A 17,504-nucleotide genomic window follows, 5' to 3' on the forward strand; every position below is an offset into this window, starting at 1 on the left:
ACCACGGGGCCCGGGGGCGGTCCCGGTCGGGAGATAGTCTGCTGCCCGCCGACCGACCCGAGGAAGGACCACGCCCCGATGTATGCCGTGCACGCGCTCTGGTCCCCGGGCCGCGGGCTCTGCCTGTGGGCCGAGGATGCTGACCGTGCCGTGACGAGCCGCAGCCAGGCGGTGCGCCGCGCACGCCCGCACCCGTTCGCGGTGCCGTCCGAGGAGCTGGCTGCGATCCACCCGGGCACGCCGGGCAGCGCCCTCCTGCTGCTCCCCTCGCTGCTCACGGCGCCGCTGGACTCCCCGGAGCTGGTGCGGACCCGGCCGCGCCGTCGGTCCACCCGGCAGCGGGTGCTCGCGGCCTGGTCGGTGCCCGTGGTGACGCTCGGGCCGGCGGCAGCCCTGGCCCTGCTGGAGGATCCGGGCCAGGAGGCGCGGTACGGCGCGACGGTGCAGCACCTCACCGAGCTGGCCGCGACCGCCCGGGACCTCGTCGAGCGCGGTCGGGTGCTGCCCAGCGTGCAGGACGGTCCCCACGGTCCCGCAGCCCGCTGGCGGCCGGTCCTGCAGGGGCCGGACGTCCCCGGTGCGCAGGCCCTGGTCGACGCGCTGCCACCCGTGGGCCGCGCCGAGACGACCTCGGCCGAGGACCACACAGGACAGCACCCCGGCGAGCTGGTGTCCGACGCGCTGGAGGCGCTCGTGGACGCGGCCGCCCGGGAGCGGTTGGCGACCGCCGGGGTCTCCCTGCTGGACGCCCTCCCACGCCGCCGGGGCAGACCGCCGCGCCAGGTCCCTGCTGCGGAGGCCTGGCTGCCTGCACTGAGCAGCCCGGAGGGACTCTTCGAGGCCGACCCCACAGATGTGGCCGCGCTCCGGGAGTCGCTGGAGCCCTGGGACGCCCTGGGCCGCGAGCAGAGCGGTCCCGCCCGACTGGTCCTGCGCCTGTCCGAGCCGGACCCCGGCCAGCCGAGTCGCGACCAGGCGAACCCCGACCCGACAGACCCCGACCAGCAGTCCGGTCCCGAGCCGGGCGGCGGGAGTGCTGACAGCTGGCGGCTGGACTTCCTGCTCCAGTCGGTGCAGGACCCGAGCCTGGTGGTGCCGGCCGACCAGGTGTGGCAGTCCGGCACCGGACTGCAGCGGTGGCTCGAGCGGCCCGAGGAGCTGATGCTCGGCGAGCTGGGCCGGGCCAGCACCCTCTATCCGCCGCTCGGCACTGCCCTGCGCGACGCCCGACCGGCGGGGATGACGCTGACGGCCGACACGGCATACGACTTCCTGGCGCACCAGGCGGGCCTGCTCGACCAGGCCGGCTTCGTGGTGCAGCTGCCGTCCTGGTGGACGAGGCGTCGCCGCCTCGGCCTGCGCGGGTCGGCGACGCCGGCGCCCGACGGCGGGGTGGCCGAGGGGATGTTCAGCCGGGAGTCGCTGTCTGCCTTCTCGTGGCAGCTGGCCATCGGCGACGACCCGCTCACCGAGGAGGAGCTGGCGGCCCTGGCCGCGGCGAAGGCCCCGCTGGTCCGGCTGCGTGGGGAGTGGCTCGCCGCCGACCCCGAGCAGATCCGGCGCGGGCTGGAGTTCCTGAGCACGCAGGGCCGTGACGGCTCCGCGCTGACCGCCGCTGAGGTGCTGGCGCTGGCGTCGAGCCACCCCGACGACCTGGACACCCCGCTGCCGGTGGTGGGGGTGCACGCCACCGGGCTGCTCGGCGACCTGCTCTCCGGCGTCGCGGACCAGCACCTCGCGCCGGTCGCCCCACCGGACACGCTCCGGGCGGAGCTGCGCGGATACCAGCAGCGCGGACTGTCCTGGCTGGCGTTCCTGGCCGACCTCGGGCTGGGTGCCTGCCTGGCCGACGACATGGGGCTGGGCAAGACGCTGCAGCTGCTGGCCCTGGAGGCGCTGCAGCGCTACCGCCACCCGGAGACCGGGCCGACGCTGCTGCTGTGCCCGATGTCGCTGGTCGGCAACTGGCAGCGGGAGGCCGCGCGGTTCGCCCCGGAGCTGCGGGTCCACGCCCACCACGGCCCCGGCAGGTTGCACGGCGCCGCCCTGGACGCGCAGCTCACCCAGGTCGACCTCGTGGTGACGACCTATCAGACGGCAGTCCGCGACATCGACGAGCTGGCGGAGCGGCAGTGGGCGCGCGTCGTGCTGGATGAGGCGCAGGCCATCAAGAACGCCCGGTCCCGGGCCGCCAGGGCGGTGCGCCGGATGCGGGCCGACCACCGGGTCGCGCTCACCGGGACGCCAGTGGAGAACCGGCTGGCCGAGCTGTGGTCGCTGATGGACTTCCTCAACCCTGGGATCCTCGGCACCCCCGAGCTGTTCCGCTCGCGGTACGCCAAGCCGATCGAGCGCTATGGGCAGACCGAGCCGGCCGAGCGGCTGCGGGCCGTGACCCGGCCCTACGTGCTGCGCCGCCTCAAGACCGACCGGACGATCATCGACGACCTGCCGGACAAGATCGAGATCAAGCAGTACTGCAACCTCACCGCCGAGCAGGCCTCGCTCTACCAGGCCGTCGTCGAGGAGATGATGCCCAAGATCGAGGAGAGCGAGGGCATCGAGCGGCGCGGAAATGTGCTCGCCGCGATGACCAAGCTCAAGCAGGTGTGCAACCACCCCGCCCAGTTCCTGCACGGGGCGTGGCACGCCGGGCACCGGTCGGGCAAGGTGCTGCGCCTGGAGGAGATCCTCGAGGAGGTGCTGGCCGAGGGCGACAAGGCGCTGCTCTTCACGCAGTATGCCGGGTTCGCCGACCTGCTCCTGCCTCACCTGTCGGCGCGGTTCGGCCAGGACGTGCTCTATCTACACGGCGGGACCCCGCGGGCGCGCCGCGAGGAGATGGTGCAGTCCTTCCAGTCGCCGGACGGGCCACCGTTGTTCCTCCTCTCCCTCAAGGCAGGCGGCACCGGACTCAACCTGACCGAGGCGAGTCACGTCATACATCTGGATCGGTGGTGGAACCCGGCCGTGGAGAACCAGGCGACGGACCGGGCCTTCCGCATCGGGCAGCGGCGCAACGTGCAGGTGCGCAAGTTCATCTGCACCGGGACCCTGGAGGAGCGGATCGACCAGATGATGGAGCAGAAGCAGGCGCTGGCCGACCTGGTCGTCGGCGACGGCGAGGGGTGGCTGACCGAGCTGTCCACCCAGGAGCTGCGTCAGGTCCTCGAGCTGTCCCCGGAGGCCGTCGGTGAGTGACTGGTTCCCGCCCCCGTCGCGACCCCGGGCGGTCGAGGGCGGGCTGCGGGCGCGCAGCAAGCGCGGGGCCATCGCCCAGCAGTGGTGGTCCCAACGGTTCATCCAGGTCCTGGAGTCGATGGGCATCGGCGGCCGGCTCGCGCGGGGCCGCAACTACGCGCGCCGCGGCCAGGTGCTCGAGCTGCAGCTGGACACCGGCGCGGTGACCGCGAGGGTCCAGGGCAGCCGGGCCCGTCCCTACCGCGTGCGGGTCGGGGTCCCCGCGTTCGGCAAGGCCGACTGGACCCGGGTGAGCCAGGCGCTCGCCGGAGACGCGTGGTACACCGCGAAGCTGCTCAGCGGCGAGATGCCGCCCGACATCGAGGAGCTCTTCGCCGGGCTGGGCCTGTCCCTGTTCCCCGCCGGTGCCGCCGAGCTGACGATGGACTGCAGCTGCCCGGACTGGGGCGTGCCGTGCAAGCACCTCGCGGCGGTGCTCTATCTGCTGGCCGAGCACTTCGACGAGGACCCGTTCGCCATCCTGGCGCTGCGCGGGCGCGACCGGGAGACGCTGCTCGGCGCCGTGAGCGCGTTGCGCGGCGGCGCGCCGGCGGATGACGGCGAGGCGTCCGCCGGCGCGTTGCCACTCGCGGACTGCCTGGAGACGTTCTTTGCCATGCCCACCGGGCTGCCCGGGCGCGCCGACCAGGGCGTGGACCCGGCTCCTCCGGATGCGCTGCTCGACCAGCTGCCAGCCGTGGACGTCACGGTCCGCGGCACGCCGCTGATCGAGGCGCTGCGCCCGGTGTACGCGACACCCGCCGGCTAGACCGGCTCGGCGTTGTCCTGGATGTCGAGGGTCGTCGATCCGAGCTCGTCGGAGCGCACCGCCGGATAACCCAGCTCCTGGAGGACGTCGAGCAGGTCGCGGCGCCGCAGCACCCCAGGGTCCGGGTGGTGTCCTTCGTCGCCGAAGATCGCGAACGCGGCCTCCTTCCCTCCCGGCGTGAACCTGGGTGGGTACCTGAGACCTCCGAACCCCGCGTCCCAGCAGGCCCGGGCCCATGCCTGGCACAACGCGTAGTCGCTCGTGGCCGCCAGCTCCCCGGTGACACCCACCATCAGGGCCGCGGGTGAGGTGAGGTCGGCGAGGGCGCCCGCGGACTCGGGCGCACACACCTCACTGACAACCCTGCCCGCATACAGCCGCTCGGTGATGGGGATCTGCATGGCCATGAGCCGTCCGCACCGCTCCCGGACCGCAACGCCCTCGGTCCCGCCGAAGTAGCACGTTCCGTGTGGGTCCTCCAGGTCGAAGCGGCCGTCCCCGGATGAGGCGAACCACCAGCAGCCGCCGTCGTCGCCCTCACGGAGGCCGTGCTCCCGGTAGAGGCGGCGGCTCGGACCAACGCGCGGAAGCCCGGTGCGCAGGACGGCTGCCTCCGGCGGGGGCTGCTGTGCCGGACGTGCCCGCGGGGCTGTCATCGGGGAGTCAGTTCGCGCCTGACGTCCTGGGCCCAGTCCCTCAGGCGAGCCTGGTCGCGACTGCTGGTGGCCCACTCGGTGGCACTCATCCCGAGTTCGGGGTCCGTCGCCCGGAGCATGGCCGCCACGGTCCATGAGTCGACGTCCTTGAGTGCCTTGAGGACAGGCACGAGGTTGGGGTGGACCTCAACTCGCCCGGCCTGGCGCCGGAACTGGAACAGCGGATAGTAGACCTGTCCCTCGGTCGTGGTGATCCCGAGCACGGTGCCGTTGGCACGACGGCTGCTCAGAGCCTGACGCGTCCGCAACCCGAGGGCTGCGCGAGCGCGCGCGCTGGTCCAGACCGGGCCGATACGAGAAGCGAGCGGATTCTGAGCGGGCGCTGCCGTGGTGTCCAGGATCAGTTGGGCCGCCTCGTCCGGCGTGGGCATTCCGGTGGTTGACCCCTTCCCCGCCCGACGCATCCGTTGGACCAGAGCATCACTGACCCGATGAGCGTACTGCTCGGCACTCATGGTGGACATGGCCACTCCTTCCGTCACGTGCGACAAGACCATTGTCGCCCGTGACGACAAGATCGTCAAGGGCAGTGATTGTGCCGTTCGCCCGGCTCAGCGTCCGGCGTTGTCCAGGTCGGTGCGCTCAGGTCCCGGCGTTGACCAGGTCGGTGCGCTCGGCGGCCAACTGCACGGCACCGACCACGCTGGCCCGGTCGCCGAGCTCGCTCATCACGATCGGGGTCTCGGCGACAGAGGCGAGCGCGTGCCGCCGCAGCCCGGTGCGGGTCGGCTCCAACAGCAGCTCACCGGCCTGCGCGGCGGCGCCACCCAGGATGACGATGCCGGGGTTGAGCAGGTTCAGCAGCGAGCCGAGCGCCCAGCCCAGTCGGAGCCCGGCGTCCTCGATCACCCGCCGGGCTGCGAGGTTGCCCTCACCCGCTGCCACCACCACCTCGGGGAACGTCGCGCCCGGGAGCCGCGAGCCGAGCAGGCGCAGCAGGTGCTCGCTGGAGGTGTAGGTCTCCAGGCAGCCCCGGCTGCCGCACCGGCACATCGGCCCCTGCTCGTCGACGGTGAGGTGTCCGATCTCGCCCGCGGTGCCGTCGGCCCCGTGGAACAGCTCGTCGTTGATGATGATCCCCGCACCCACGCCGCTGGCGATCTTCACGAACACCGAGGTGCGGTGCTCGCGACCGTGCCCGTGGCGGTGCTCGGCGAGGGCACCGAGGTTGGCGTCGTTCTCCACCTGCACCGGGGCGCCGAACGCCTCCCGCGCGACGGCCGCCGCATCCACGCCCTCCCAGCCCGGGAAGATCGCCGAGGACCGCACGACGTTGTTGACCACAGGGGCCGGCAGGCCGAGGCCGATGTGCCGCAGGGGCCCGACACCGGGGTTGATGCGCTCCAGGATCGAGGCCGCCAGCGTCAGGTCCATGACATGGCCCTCCGGCTCGGTGGGGACGCGCTCCTCGGCCAGCACCGTGCCGGTGAGGTCACCGACCGCGACCGCCACGTGGCGGTGCCCGAAGTCGACGCCGGCCACGACCCCCGCGCCGGGCGCCAGGCGCACCGCCGAGCCGCGGCGGCCGCTGCTCGGCTCGCTGTCCAGCAGGCCGGCGGCGGTGAGGTCGCGGACGATGTTGGACACCGTGGCGTGCGCCAGCCCGGTGGCCCGCGCCAGCTCTGCCTGGGTGTGGGCGCCCTTGTCCGTGGGCGTCCGCAGCACGTTGAGCACGCGGCTCTCGTTCGCCGCGCGCAACGACGACGTCGATCCGGGCGCAGAGGTCTTCGGAGACGCGCTTGGAGGCATGGCAGAACTGTGCCCCCTTCACCATTTAAGTGTCAAGAGTTAACGACATGCGAACCGTTCGGCGCTTTATGGAACCGTTATCGTTCACCTCTTGACGACAAAGCCCTTCGGCGCAACACTTCAGGGGATCTGTTCGCAACGAAGCGGGCGCTGGGTCTCCCCGGTCCGCTCTCCCCCTAGGAGGACCCACCGTGACCACATCAGTCAGGCGCCGCTCGGCCGTCGGGATCACCGCCCTGCTCGCGCTCACCCTCACTGCCTGCGGAGCCAACGACCCGGCCCCGGAGGACACCAACGACACCGGCGCCGAGGCCGAGGACACGGGCGAGGCCGGCACGGAGACCGGCGCGGCCGGCGGCGAGAGCATCAGCATCGCGCTGCTCCTCCCCGAGTCCCAGACCACGCGCTACGAGGCGTTCGACAAGCCGCTCTTCGAGGCCAAGGTGGCCGAGCTGTGCGAGGAGTGCGAGGTCCTCTACTACAACGCCGACCAGGACGAGACCGCCCAGGCCCAGCAGGTCGACACCGCGATCAGCGAGGGCGCCTCGGTGATCGTGCTCGACCCGGTCAACGGTGCCGGTGCGGGCGGCATGGTCACCGCGGCGCAGGCCGAGGACATCCCGGTCATCGCCTACGACCGGTTCATCGCGGAGGCCGACTACTACATGTCCTTCGACAACGAGACCGTCGGCAAGATGCAGGGCGAGGCCCTCGTGGAGGCGATGGGCGACACGGGCAACATCCTCATGCTCAACGGCGCCCCTAGTGACCCCAACGCCGCCCAGTTCAAGGCGGGCGCGCACAGCGTCATCGACGCCAGCGGCCTGACCATCCTGGAGGAGTACGACAACCCCGACTGGTCGCCGGAGAACGCCCAGCAGTTCGTCACCGACCAGCTCAGCGCCTACGACCCCGAGGAGATCGACGGCGTGTATGCCGCGAACGACGGCCAGGCGGGTGGCGCGGTCGCCGCGCTGACCGGTGGTGGCATCGCCGTGGACGACCTGCCCCCGATCACCGGCCAGGACGCCGAGCTCGCGGCCGTGCAGCGGATCGTGGCGGGGCAGCAGTCGGTCACGGTCTACAAGCCGATCCCGATCGAGGCCGAGACCGCGGCCGAGCTGGCGGTCACGCTGGCCAGGGGCGAGGAGCCGGCCGGGACCAGTGACACCGGCGTGGAGCTGACCGACTTCGAGGGCGTCCCGTCCTACATCTTCGATCCGATCGCGGTGACCCAGGACAACGTCGCCGACACGATCGTGGCCGACGGGTTCTACTCCGCGGACGAGATCTGCACGGGCGACTACGCCGAGGCCTGCGAGGCGCTCGGGATCGGCTGATGACCCAGCCCCTCACCCACCACGAGGCGGTGCCGGTCGGGGACAGCGTGCTGTCCCTGACCGGCATCACCAAGCGCTTCGGCGCGGTCCAGGCCCTCACCGACGTGTCGCTCGAGGTGCGCCCGGGCGAGGTCGTCGCCCTGGTCGGCGACAACGGTGCGGGCAAGTCGACCCTGGTCAAGATCATCTCCGGGGTCTACCAGCCCGACGGAGGCAGGATCGTCTTCGACGGCCGGCCCGTCGCCGTCCACGGGCCGTCCGACGCCCAGCGGCTCGGGATCGCCACGGTCTTCCAGGACCTGGCGCTCTGCGACAACCTGGACGTCGTCGCCAACCTGTTCCTCGGTCAGGAGCGGGCCACCGCCTCGATCCTCAACGAGGTCGAGATGGAGCAGGAGGCGTGGCGGCTGCTGCGCACCCTGTCGGCCAAGATCCCCTCCGTGCGCATCCCGATCGCCTCGCTGTCCGGCGGACAGCGGCAGACCGTCGCGATCGCGCGCAGCCTGGTCGGGCAGCCCAAGGTGGTGCTGCTCGACGAGCCGACCGCCGCCCTGGGCGTCGCCCAGACGGCCGAGGTGCTCAACCTGGTCGAGCGGCTCCGCGAGACCGGCCTGGGCGTGATCCTGGTCAGCCACAACATGGCCGACGTGCAGGCCGTCGCCGACCGCATCGTGGTGCTGCGGCTGGGCCGCAACGCCGCCGACTTCGCCGTCGAGGAGGCGACCACCGAGGAGCTGGTGGCCGCGATCACCGGCGCATCCGACAACGTGGTGGCCGAGCGGGCCTCCCGACGCACCAAGCCGGAGGACCAGGACCATGAGTGAGGCGACCAGGACCGCCGCAGTGGCGGCCGACCTCGCCGACGAGCGGCTCATCAAGAACGAGGGAGTCGGTGGCTTCCTGTCCAGCCAGCTCAACCGGCTCCGCTCCGGCGACCTCGGCAACCTCCCGGTGGTGCTGGGCCTCGTCATCATCTGCATCGGGTTCTACCTGCAGAACGCCCGGTTCCTCTCCTCCCGCAACCTGGTCTCGATCACGCAGTACGCCGCACCGATCGGCATCATCGCCCTCGGCATCGTGCTGATCCTGCTGCTCGGTGAGATCGACCTGTCGGTCGGCTCGGTGAGCGGCATGGCGGCGGCCGTCATGGCGGTGCTGATGGTCAACAACGGCCTGTCGACCACGGTGGCCATGCTGGGCGGGGCACTGGTGGGCCTCACCGTGGGGCTGCTCTACGCGGCGCTCTACATCTGGATCGGGATCCCGTCGTTCGTGTTCTCCCTCGCCGGACTGCTCGGCTTCCAGGGCGTGCTGCTGTTCGTCCTGGGCAGCACCGGCACGATCAACCTGTCCAAGGACTCCTGGCTGCTGGAGTTCACCCGGTTCAGCTTCGTCACGGGGTGGCAGTCGTATGCGATCGTCGCCCTGATCGTGCTGGTGTACCTGGGCACTGAGTGGCGGGTGACGGTGCGGCGCACTGCGGCCGGGCTGACCCCGCCGTGGTGGCCGCTGGTCATCGTCAAGGCCGCGGCGATCGCCGTCGGTCTGGGCCTGCTCACCTGGTACGTCAACATCGACCGCGGCTTCAGCTACCTGTGGTGGCTGTTCTTCGGGCTCGTGGTCGTCGTCGACTACGCCCTGCGCCGGACCCGCTGGGGCAGGCACGTGTATGCCGTGGGAGGCAACGAGGAGGCCGCGCGGCGCTCGGGCATCAAGGTCAACCGCGTGTATGTGTCCGTTTTCGTGCTGACCTCCCTGTTCGCCGCCTTCGGCGGCCTCCTGGCGGCCGGCCTGCAGACCAGCGTCTCGCAGGCGACGGGCACCACCGACACCAACCTGACCGCCATCGCGGCGGCGGTGATCGGCGGCACCAGCCTGTTCGGCGGGCGCGGCACGGCCTGGGCGGCCCTCATGGGCGTTCTGGTGCTGCAGGCGATCACCAGCGGGCTCAACCTCGCTGGGGTGGAGTCGGAGGTGCGGTTCATGGTGACCGGCGCCGTCCTCATCATCGCCGTCGGCATCGACTCGCTGTCCCGGCGCGCGCGGTCCTCCAGCGGCAGCGGCTGACCGGACCTTACGGCGGGTCCCGACCGGGCCAAGGCTGGCCGACTCCCCCGCCGGGCGCCGCTTTCGTCTAGCCTCGGTCCCCTATGGACGAGGACCAGACCGACGGCGCGCCCGTCACCGTCGCCCAGCTGACCCGGGACCGGCTGGGCGAGCTGAGCGCCGGCGAGCGCAAGGTGGGCCGGGCGCTGCTGTCGGCCTATCCGGTCGCCGGCCTGGAGACCGTGGCCGAGCTCGCGCACCGGGCCGGCGTCAGCGCCCCCACCGTCGTGCGCTTCGTCGCGCGCCTCGGCTTCGCCGGCTACCCGCAGCTGCAGCGGGCGCTGATGAGCGAGGTGCACGCCCAGATGGGCTCGCCGGTGCAGCAGTACCCGCTGCAGGCCGAGATGCCCGCGGGCAAGGACTTCCTGCCGTTCAACGCCGAGATGCACGCCTCGCTGATCCGCCGGTCGTTCCAGGACCTGCCCACCAGCGAGTTCGCGGCGGCCATCCGGCTGCTCTGCGACGAGTCGCTGCGCGTGCACGTGATCGGCGGCCGGTTCAGCCAGCTGCTGGCGGCCTACCTCACCACACACCTCCAGCTGCTGCGTCGGGGGGCGGCGCTCGTCCCCCCGGACGAGTTCGCCCGCGCCTCGCTCGTCGCCGACGCCGACCGTCACGACCTGCTCGTCGCCTTCGACTACCGCCGTTACGACCCCGCCACGGTCCGACTCGCCCGAGCGATGGCCGAGGCCGGCGCCCACGTGCTGCTGCTCACCGACCCCTGGCTCTCCCCCGCCAGCGACGTCGCCGAGGTGGTGCTCGCCAGCCGCGTGGAGTCGCCCTCGCCCTTCGACTCCCTGGTCCCGGGCCTGGCCCTGGTCGAGACGCTGGTCACCGCCGTCATGGACGAGCGCGGGCCCGACGGCCGGTCCCGGGTCGAGCGGGTGGAGGCCGTCCGGGAGGGGCTCAGCCCCGAGAACCCGTCACCCCTGGCGCCCGACCCGTCTGAAACAGAGATTTCACCCTCAGGCTATTGACAGGTTGCTGTATCACCTGTTTCATTGACGCCCATGGCGAGCACACCACACGAGACCTCGGGCCGCGCGACCGCCCGGCCCGACCCGGCTCCCGGTCAGGGCCTGCACCGCAACCTCCGCGTCTGGGAGGTCACCGCACTCTCGGTCGGCTTCATGGGCCCGGTCATGGCGATGTCCCTCAACGGCATCGGCGTCGCCGGCCTGGTCGGCAAGGCGGTCCCGTTCACCTTCATCGTGTCCTTCGCGGGGACCATGGCGGTGGCCTACGCCTTCATCCGGCTCACCCGCTACTTCGCCCACGCCGGCAGCGTCTACGCCCTGGCCGGCGCCACGCTCGGCCCGCGGGCGGGCTTCTTCGGCGGGTTCGCCCTGCTCGGCACCTACCTCTTCTTCTCGGCGTGCATCGTCGGCGCCTGCGCGGTGTTCTTCGACGCGATGATCGGCGAGCTCGGCATCAGCGTGCCGACGTGGGGCTGGCTGGTCGTCGGGGTGCTCGCCAGCCTCGCCGCCCTGGGGCTCAACCTGCGCGAGTCCAAGACCGTCACCCGCGTGCTGCTGGCGATCGGCATGGTCGGCATCCTGACCATGCTCGGTCTCGCCTTCGTCATCATCGCCCGCGTCGGCAGCGGCACCGCCCCGGTCAGCACCGGCCTCGACCTCGGCACACTGCTGCCGGGCGACGCCTCGTGGACGGCGATCATGACGGCGGCCGTCTTCGGCTTCCTGTCCTGGGCCGGATTCGAGTCCGGCACCACCCTGGGCGAGGAGACCAGGGACCCCAAGCGGACCATCCCGGTCGCCCTGACCCTGGCGGTCGTCCTGGCCGGTGTCATCTACACCGTCGTGATGTTCGCCCAGTCCGTCGGCTTCGGCACCGACCAGGCCGGGCTGGACGCCTTCGCCGGCGCCAGCTCCACGCTCACCCAGCTCAGCTCGACCTACATCGGCTCGTGGTTCGCCGTCGTCATCTCGATCATCGCGTTCTGTGTCGCCTTCGCCTCGCTCCTCAGCTGCTCGGCCGCCGCGGCCCGCCTGGTCTACGCCATGGCGCGCGACGGCTTCGGCCCCGCAGCCCTGGCGCGCACCAACACCACCGGCGCCCCCAGCACCGCGACGTACCTGGTGATCGGCCTGGCCATCGCGCTCATGCTGTTCCTGGCCGTCATCGGCGGCGGACCGGTCGAGGTCTACTACTGGTTCGCCACGATCGCGACGCTCTGCATGGTGGTCGCCTACGGCATGGCCTCGGTCGGCGTCATCCGGCACACCTTCCGCCCCGGCTCCCCCATCCGCGCGTGGGAGGCGCTGGTCCCCGCCCTGGGCCTGGCCTTCCTGGTCTACGTCTACGTCGTGCAGGTCGCGGGCCAGGAGGCGCCCTACACCTACTTCCCCTGGATCGCCGGCGCCTGGTGCCTGCTCGGTCTGGTGGTCATCATCGCCGCGCCACGGTTGGCTGAGCGCATCGGCAGCCGCATCTCACAGGAGGATCTCGGATGACCCCGGAGGCACACCAGGACGCCCCCGAGCTGACACCGCTCACCTTCGTCGCCACCAGCGACCTCACCGGGCTCACCAAGGGACGGGTCGTCCCGACAGCCGGTATGCCGACAGGCGCCTCGACCGGTTGGGTGCCGGCCAACGTGGGGATCGGTGTGGACGGCCACATCGTGGAGGGCATCCCCTTCGACTCCAGCGGGGATCTGCGGCTGCTGCCGGACCCCGAGGCGGTGCACGAGATCCGGGGCGTCCCCGGCAAGCCGGACCTCACCGTGGCGATCGCGAACGTGGTCCACACCGACGGCGCCCCGTGGTCGTGCTGCACCCGGACCATCCTGCGCGACACCGTCGCCGCCCTGCAGGAGGAGTTCGGGCTCAGCGCCGAGGTCGCGTTCGAGCACGAGTTCGCCGACCTGGACGGCGACACCCCGCACCACCCGTTCTCGTGGCGCAACTTCCGGGCCGCCGAGCCGATCGGCTCGCACCTGGTGACCGCGATGCAGGCCAGCGGCCTGGAGCTGGAGAACTGGCTGCCGGAGTACGGCCGCCACCAGTACGAGGTCGTCGTCGAGCGCGCGGCCCCCGTGGCGGCGGCCGACCGTGCCCTGCTGCTGCGCGACCTGGTCCGGGACGTCTTCGCGGCCTTCGACAGGCGCGCGAGCTTCACGCCGATGACCGCCCCCGGCGAGACCGGGGCCGGCGTCCACGTCCACTTCAGCCTGCAGTCGGCGGACGGCTCCAACCCGCTCTTCGACGCGGACCGGCCGGGACGGCTGTCCGAGCTCGGGGGCCGGTTCGCCGCGGGCATCCTGAGGTACGCGCCGTCCCTGGCCGCGGTCTTCGCGCCGCTGGCCATCTCCTACGAGCGGCTCAAGCCGCACAACTGGTCCGCCGCCGGGGTGTTCCTCGGCGTGGAGAACCGCGAGGCGCTGCTGCGGATCTGCCCGACCATCGAGATCAACGGCCAGGACCCGGAGCCGCAGCTGCACTTCGAGTTCCGCGCCGGCGACATCGGCGCCAACCCCTGGCTGCTGCTCGCGGTCGTGCTGCGCGCCGGCCTGGAGGGCCTGCGCCAGGACCTGGAGCCGGCCGAGGTCGTCGTGGGTGAGCCCGAGCGGGCGCAGATCACGGACCTGCCCTGCGACCTGGCCCAGGCGCTCGACCTGTTCGAGCAGGACGCGGAGGTGCGCTCGTGGCTGGGCGAGGACCTGGTCCAGACCTATCTCGCCGTCAAGCGTGCCGAGCTGGCGGCGGTGGCCGACATGAGTGACGAGGAGAGGTGCCGCTGGTATGCCGACATCTACTGAGTGGCTCACCACCCTGGACCTGGTGGACCACCACTGCCACGGTGTGGTCGAGTCCGACCTGACGCGGCCGCAGTTCGAGGACCTGATCACCGAGTCCGACGTCCCCGCACCGGCCGGCACCACGCACTTCGACACCCAGCTCGGGATGGCCCTGCGGGCGCACTGCCCGCCGGTGCTGGACCTGCCCGCCTTCGCCTCCCCCGACGACTACCTCGCCCGCCGGGCGGAGCTGGGCGCGCACGAGGTCAACCAGCGGCTGCTGCGCGCCTCAGGCATCACCGACTACGTCGTGGAGACCGGGTTCCGCCCCGACCTCATCCTGAGCCCGGAGCAGATGGGTGAGCGCGGCGCCGCGCGGTCCGCCGAGGTGGTCCGCCTGGAGCTCCTCGCCGAGCAGGTGGCGGCCGCGCACGACCCGGCCGACTTCCTCACCGCCTTCCGCGCCCGACTGGACCACGAGCTGACCCGCGCGGTCGGGGTGAAGTCCGTGGCGGCATACCGCGGCGGTTTCGAGCTGGACCCCACGCCACCGGGCGAGGAGGAGGTCACCCGCGCCGTCGTGCAGTGGCGTGCGCAGACCCCGGAGGGCCAGCCGCTGCGGCTCACCGACCCGGTGCTGATCCGCGCCGGCTGGTGGGAGGCGATCCACCGGGCGGTGCCGATCCAGCTGCACGTGGGCTACGGCGACCCAGACGTCGACCTGCACCGGACCAACCCCCTGCTGCTCAGCGACCTGCTGCGCAACGCCCGCTGCAGCGGCGCGAGCTTCCTGCTGCTGCACTGCTACCCGTTCCACCGCGAGGCCGGCTACCTCGCGCACGTCTTCGAGCACGTCTACTGCGACGTGGGGCTGGCGGTGAACTACACCGGGGCGCAGTCGGCGCAGGTGATCGCCGAGAGCCTGGAGCTCACGCCGTTCCACAAGGCGCTGTTCTCCTCCGACGCCTGGGGCGCCGCGGAGCTGTTCCACCTCGGCGCGGTGCTGTTCCGCCGGGGCCTGGGCGAGGCGCTGGAGCGCTGGGCCGCCGCCGACGGCTGGCCGGCCGAGGAGCAGGAGCGCATCGCGCGGATGATCTGCAGCGAGAACGCGCGCCGGGTCTACGGACTCGACCGCACCGGTCGGGCGACCGGAGAGACCAGGTGAGCGCGCCGCATACGGCCTCGTCCTCGGCGGTCCTGACCGAGCTGCACCGGCGGTGGCTCGCCGCGCTCGAGCCCGAGCTCCCCGGGGCACTGCAGCTGCGCCGCCAGGTGCACGCCGACCCGCACCTGTCGGGCCTGGAGGAGCCGACCGCGCAGGTGGTCGAGGCCGCGCTGGGGGTGCCGATGGAGCCGGTCGCGCTCACCGGGCGCGCCGGCCGGGTCGGACCGCCCGAGGGGCCCAGCGTGCTGCTGCGCGCCGAGCTGGACGCCCTGCCGGTGCGGGAGGCGACCGGGGTGAGCTTCGCCGCGCAGAGCGGGCGGATGCACGCCTGCGGGCACGACGTTCACCTGGCCGCGCTGGTCGCGGTCGTGCGGGCCGCCGCCCACCTCGACCTGCCGCTCGGGCTGGTGCCGCTGCTGCAGCCGCGGGAGGAGACCTATCCCTCCGGGGCGCAGGACGTCGTCGCCTCCGGGCTGCTCGCGCGCGAGCAGGCGGTCGCCGCGATCGGCGCGCACGTGCACCCGGGCGTGCCCCCGGGGCAGGTCGCCACCGGGGCCGGCGTCGTCAACGCCGCCGCCGACGAGATCGAGATCGTGCTCACCGGCAACGGCGGCCACGGCGCCTATCCGCACCGCGCGACCGACCCGGTGTCGGCGCTGGGCCACATCGTCCTGGGGCTGCCCGAGGTGGTGCGCCGCACCGTCTCCCCCATGCACCCGGCCGCGGTCTCGGTCGGCCACGTGCAGGCCGGTGAGGCGAGCGCCAACGTGCTCCCCTCCGAGGCGCGGCTGCTGGCGACCATGCGGACCACCGACGCCCGGGACCGGGCGGTCGTGCCGGAGCAGGTGCGCAAGCTGGCCGAGCACCAGGCCAAGGCGTTCGGGGTCGTGGCCGAGGTGCGGATCACCGCGGGTGAGCCGGTGCTCTACAACGACCCGGACCTGGTCGACCTGGTGGACGCGTGGCTGGAGCACGCCGGGCTCGAGCCGACCGAGCCGATGCGCTCCCTGGGCGCCGACGACTTCTCGTTCTTCGGGGAGGTCGTGCCCTCGGTGATGTGCTTCGTCGGGGTGCGCGTCGCCGGGCACGACGAGGAGCCGCCGCAGCTGCACCACCCCCGGTTCCTGCCGGTGGACGACGCCGTGGGTGACGTGGCCCGGGCGCTCATCGCGGGCTACCTGGCGGCCGTCGAGCTGCACCAACGCTGAGTCAACGGATGGGAGAGGGATCGATGGAGAACAGGCCGGACTGGACCGACGAGCAGTGGTATGCCGCGGACCTCACCTCCGTGGCGGGCGTGGAGCGGCTGCGGTTCTTCCCCCAGGTCGTCGCCTCCGGCGCGGGCAGCGTCCTGACCACGCCGGAGGGTCGCGAGGTGATCGACCTGAGTGCCTCGTGGACTGCGACAGGGCTGGGCCACGCGCACCCGGACGTGGTGGCCGCGGCCGAGCGGGCGCTGCGCGCCGCGCCGGGCGGGTCGGTGCTCTCGGGGACGCACCCGGATGCGGTGCTGCTGGCGCGGGCGCTCTGTGAGCGGGTCGAGGTGACGGCGCCTGCCGGCGAGCGGCGTGCCTACCTGGGGCACGCGGGCACGGACGCCAACGACGTGGCGCTGCGGGCGGCGCGGCACGTCACCGGCCGGGCGGGGATCGTGGCCTTCGAGGGCGGCTATCACGGTGGGCTCGGCGCCAGCCAGTCCGTGTCGGGCCTCCACATCTCCGGCGGGACGACTGCGGACCCGGACCTGACGCTGGTGCCCTATCCCGACGTCTACCGCCCGTGGCAGGACTCCGCGGAGACGCTGCTGGCGGACACGCTGGCCCGGGTCGAGGCGGCCCTGGCGGACGGCTCGGTGGCGGCGGTCCTCGTCGAGCCGATCCAGTCCGACGGTGGGGTCCTCGTGCCCCCGGACGGCTTCCTGGCTGGGCTGCGTGAGGCGACGTCGCGCCACGGCGCGCTGCTGGTCATCGACGAGGTCAAGGTGGGTCTGGGGCGCACGGGCCATTTCCTGGCCCACCACGCCGAGGGCGTCGTGCCCGACCTGGTGACGCTCGGCAAGGCCCTGGGCAACGGGCTGCCGGTGTCTGCGCTGGTCGGCCCGGCCTCGGCGTTGGACGAGCCGGCCGCCTCCGCGCTGATGACCACGATCGGCAACCCGGTGAGCTGCGCCGCGGCCCTGGCCGTGCTCGAGCTGCTGGACGACGGCACCCTGGCGGCGTCCGCGGCACGCCTGGGCGAGCAGGCGACGGAGACCATCCGTGGCTTCGCTGCCGGTGACCGGCCTGGCGCGGCGCACGTCGGGCAGGTGAGGGGCCGCGGGCTGTCCGTGGGCATCGAGCTCGTCCGTCCCGGCACTCAGGAGCCGGCCGACGACCTCGCGGCCAAGACCGCCTTCGCCGGCTGGAGCAACGGCGTCGTCGCCTATCCCGTGCGCGGCAACGTCCTGGAGATCACCCCGCCGCTGACCATCACGCCCGCCGAGCTGCAGACGGGCCTCGAGCGGTTGCTGGCTGCGCTCGACGCAGCAGCATGCGGCGAGGTGGCTGATGAGGACGTCGCGGCGTTCAGCGGCTGGTGAGCTGACGCTCTCTTCGACGGAGCGGCGAACCTCGATCTCGGCCCATAGTCGTAGGTAGAAGTACCCATATCGGCCCGTCCG

General features: G+C 72.5%; 14 protein-coding genes. 11 read left to right on the forward strand and 3 right to left on the reverse strand.

All coding sequences use genetic code 11. The annotated features are described in order from the left end of the window. The first annotated feature begins 78 nt into the window (after window positions 1–78). Both DA085_RS05425 and DA085_RS05430 read left to right on the forward strand, forming a co-directional pair. Window positions 79–3,201 carry a DEAD/DEAH box helicase gene (locus DA085_RS05425; protein ID WP_109471936.1) on the forward strand — a complete coding sequence of 1,041 codons (3,123 nt, stop codon included), beginning with the start codon at window positions 79–81 and terminating at the stop codon, window positions 3,199–3,201. Further along, entirely contained in the window at window positions 3,194–4,009 is an 816-nt protein-coding gene (locus DA085_RS05430; protein ID WP_109471937.1) for an SWIM zinc finger family protein, read from the forward strand. The genes DA085_RS05425 and DA085_RS05430 overlap by 8 nt, the downstream gene beginning before the upstream one ends. Here DA085_RS05430 and DA085_RS05435 read toward each other — a convergent pair. The 3 genes from DA085_RS05435 to DA085_RS05440 form a co-directional block, all read right to left on the reverse strand. Then, the gene (locus DA085_RS05435; RefSeq protein WP_161958421.1) at window positions 4,006–4,665 is read right to left on the reverse strand and encodes an RES family NAD+ phosphorylase; all 660 of its coding nucleotides are present in this window, start codon (window positions 4,663–4,665) and stop codon (window positions 4,006–4,008) included. The genes DA085_RS05430 and DA085_RS05435 overlap by 4 nt on opposite strands. Continuing rightward, on the reverse strand, window positions 4,662–5,189 hold the full coding sequence (locus DA085_RS21125; protein ID WP_161958422.1) for a hypothetical protein: 528 nt from the start codon (window positions 5,187–5,189) through the stop codon (window positions 4,662–4,664). The genes DA085_RS05435 and DA085_RS21125 overlap by 4 nt, the downstream gene beginning before the upstream one ends. A 118-nt stretch (window positions 5,190–5,307) precedes the next feature. Continuing rightward, window positions 5,308–6,399, reverse strand: a complete 1,092-nt coding sequence (locus DA085_RS05440; protein ID WP_161958423.1) for an ROK family transcriptional regulator — start codon at window positions 6,397–6,399, stop codon at window positions 5,308–5,310. Window positions 6,400–6,665: 266 nt separating this feature from the next. On the opposite strand from DA085_RS05440, the gene DA085_RS05445 reads away from it, so the two are divergent. The 9 genes from DA085_RS05445 (at window position 6,666) to DA085_RS05485 (ending at window position 17,423) form a co-directional block, all read left to right on the forward strand. Further along, window positions 6,666–7,814: a sugar ABC transporter substrate-binding protein gene (locus DA085_RS05445; RefSeq protein ID WP_109471940.1), complete on the forward strand. Its 1,149-nt coding sequence runs from the start codon at window positions 6,666–6,668 to the stop codon at window positions 7,812–7,814. Continuing rightward, window positions 7,814–8,638 (forward strand): ATP-binding cassette domain-containing protein, encoded by an 825-nt coding sequence (locus DA085_RS05450; protein WP_109471941.1) that lies wholly within the window; start codon window positions 7,814–7,816, stop codon window positions 8,636–8,638. Before DA085_RS05445 ends, DA085_RS05450 begins: the two co-directional genes overlap by 1 nt. Next, a complete protein-coding gene (locus DA085_RS05455; RefSeq protein WP_109471942.1) occupies window positions 8,631–9,881 on the forward strand; it encodes a sugar ABC transporter permease in 1,251 nt (416 codons plus the stop codon). Before DA085_RS05450 ends, DA085_RS05455 begins: the two co-directional genes overlap by 8 nt. An 83-nt stretch (window positions 9,882–9,964) precedes the next feature. After that, on the forward strand, window positions 9,965–10,897 hold the full coding sequence (locus tag DA085_RS05460; RefSeq protein WP_109471943.1) for a MurR/RpiR family transcriptional regulator: 933 nt from the start codon (window positions 9,965–9,967) through the stop codon (window positions 10,895–10,897). A 33-nt stretch (window positions 10,898–10,930) separates the two neighbouring features. Further along, complete coding sequence (locus DA085_RS05465; RefSeq protein ID WP_109471944.1) at window positions 10,931–12,394, forward strand: APC family permease; 1,464 nt, start codon at window positions 10,931–10,933, stop codon at window positions 12,392–12,394. After that, window positions 12,391–13,701: a type I glutamate--ammonia ligase gene (locus tag DA085_RS05470; protein WP_109471945.1), complete on the forward strand. Its 1,311-nt coding sequence runs from the start codon at window positions 12,391–12,393 to the stop codon at window positions 13,699–13,701. The genes DA085_RS05465 and DA085_RS05470 overlap by 4 nt, the downstream gene beginning before the upstream one ends. Further along, window positions 13,685–14,845, forward strand: a complete 1,161-nt coding sequence (locus DA085_RS05475; protein ID WP_109471946.1) for an amidohydrolase family protein — start codon at window positions 13,685–13,687, stop codon at window positions 14,843–14,845. Before DA085_RS05470 ends, DA085_RS05475 begins: the two co-directional genes overlap by 17 nt. Next, window positions 14,842–16,053, forward strand: coding sequence for a M20 metallopeptidase family protein (locus DA085_RS05480; protein ID WP_202619114.1), 1,212 nt, complete (start codon window positions 14,842–14,844; stop codon window positions 16,051–16,053). The genes DA085_RS05475 and DA085_RS05480 overlap by 4 nt, the downstream gene beginning before the upstream one ends. Window positions 16,054–16,076: 23 nt before the next feature. Further along, the gene (locus DA085_RS05485; RefSeq protein WP_109471947.1) at window positions 16,077–17,423 is read left to right on the forward strand and encodes an aspartate aminotransferase family protein; all 1,347 of its coding nucleotides are present in this window, start codon (window positions 16,077–16,079) and stop codon (window positions 17,421–17,423) included. Window positions 17,424–17,504: the final 81 nt, after the last annotated feature.

Origin of the sequence: Ornithinimicrobium cavernae, assembly GCF_003121625.1 — a bacterium.
Taxonomy (GTDB): domain Bacteria; phylum Actinomycetota; class Actinomycetes; order Actinomycetales; family Dermatophilaceae; genus Ornithinicoccus; species Ornithinicoccus cavernae.

Bases quoted from the DNA above. Each gene is read 5' to 3' on its own strand.
- DA085_RS05425 (WP_109471936.1), top strand. From the start codon at position 79: ATGTATGCCGTGCACGCGCTCTGGTCCCCGGGCCGCGGGCTCTGCCTG.
- DA085_RS05435 (WP_161958421.1), bottom strand. From the start codon at position 4,665: ATGACAGCCCCGCGGGCACGTCCGGCACAGCAGCCCCCGCCGGAGGCA.
- DA085_RS21125 (WP_161958422.1), bottom strand. From the start codon at position 5,189: ATGTCCACCATGAGTGCCGAGCAGTACGCTCATCGGGTCAGTGATGCT.
- DA085_RS05450 (WP_109471941.1), top strand. From the start codon at position 7,814: ATGACCCAGCCCCTCACCCACCACGAGGCGGTGCCGGTCGGGGACAGC.
- DA085_RS05455 (WP_109471942.1), top strand. From the start codon at position 8,631: ATGAGTGAGGCGACCAGGACCGCCGCAGTGGCGGCCGACCTCGCCGAC.
- DA085_RS05460 (WP_109471943.1), top strand. From the start codon at position 9,965: ATGGACGAGGACCAGACCGACGGCGCGCCCGTCACCGTCGCCCAGCTG.
- DA085_RS05465 (WP_109471944.1), top strand. From the start codon at position 10,931: ATGGCGAGCACACCACACGAGACCTCGGGCCGCGCGACCGCCCGGCCC.
- DA085_RS05470 (WP_109471945.1), top strand. From the start codon at position 12,391: ATGACCCCGGAGGCACACCAGGACGCCCCCGAGCTGACACCGCTCACC.
- DA085_RS05475 (WP_109471946.1), top strand. From the start codon at position 13,685: ATGCCGACATCTACTGAGTGGCTCACCACCCTGGACCTGGTGGACCAC.
- DA085_RS05485 (WP_109471947.1), top strand. From the start codon at position 16,077: ATGGAGAACAGGCCGGACTGGACCGACGAGCAGTGGTATGCCGCGGAC.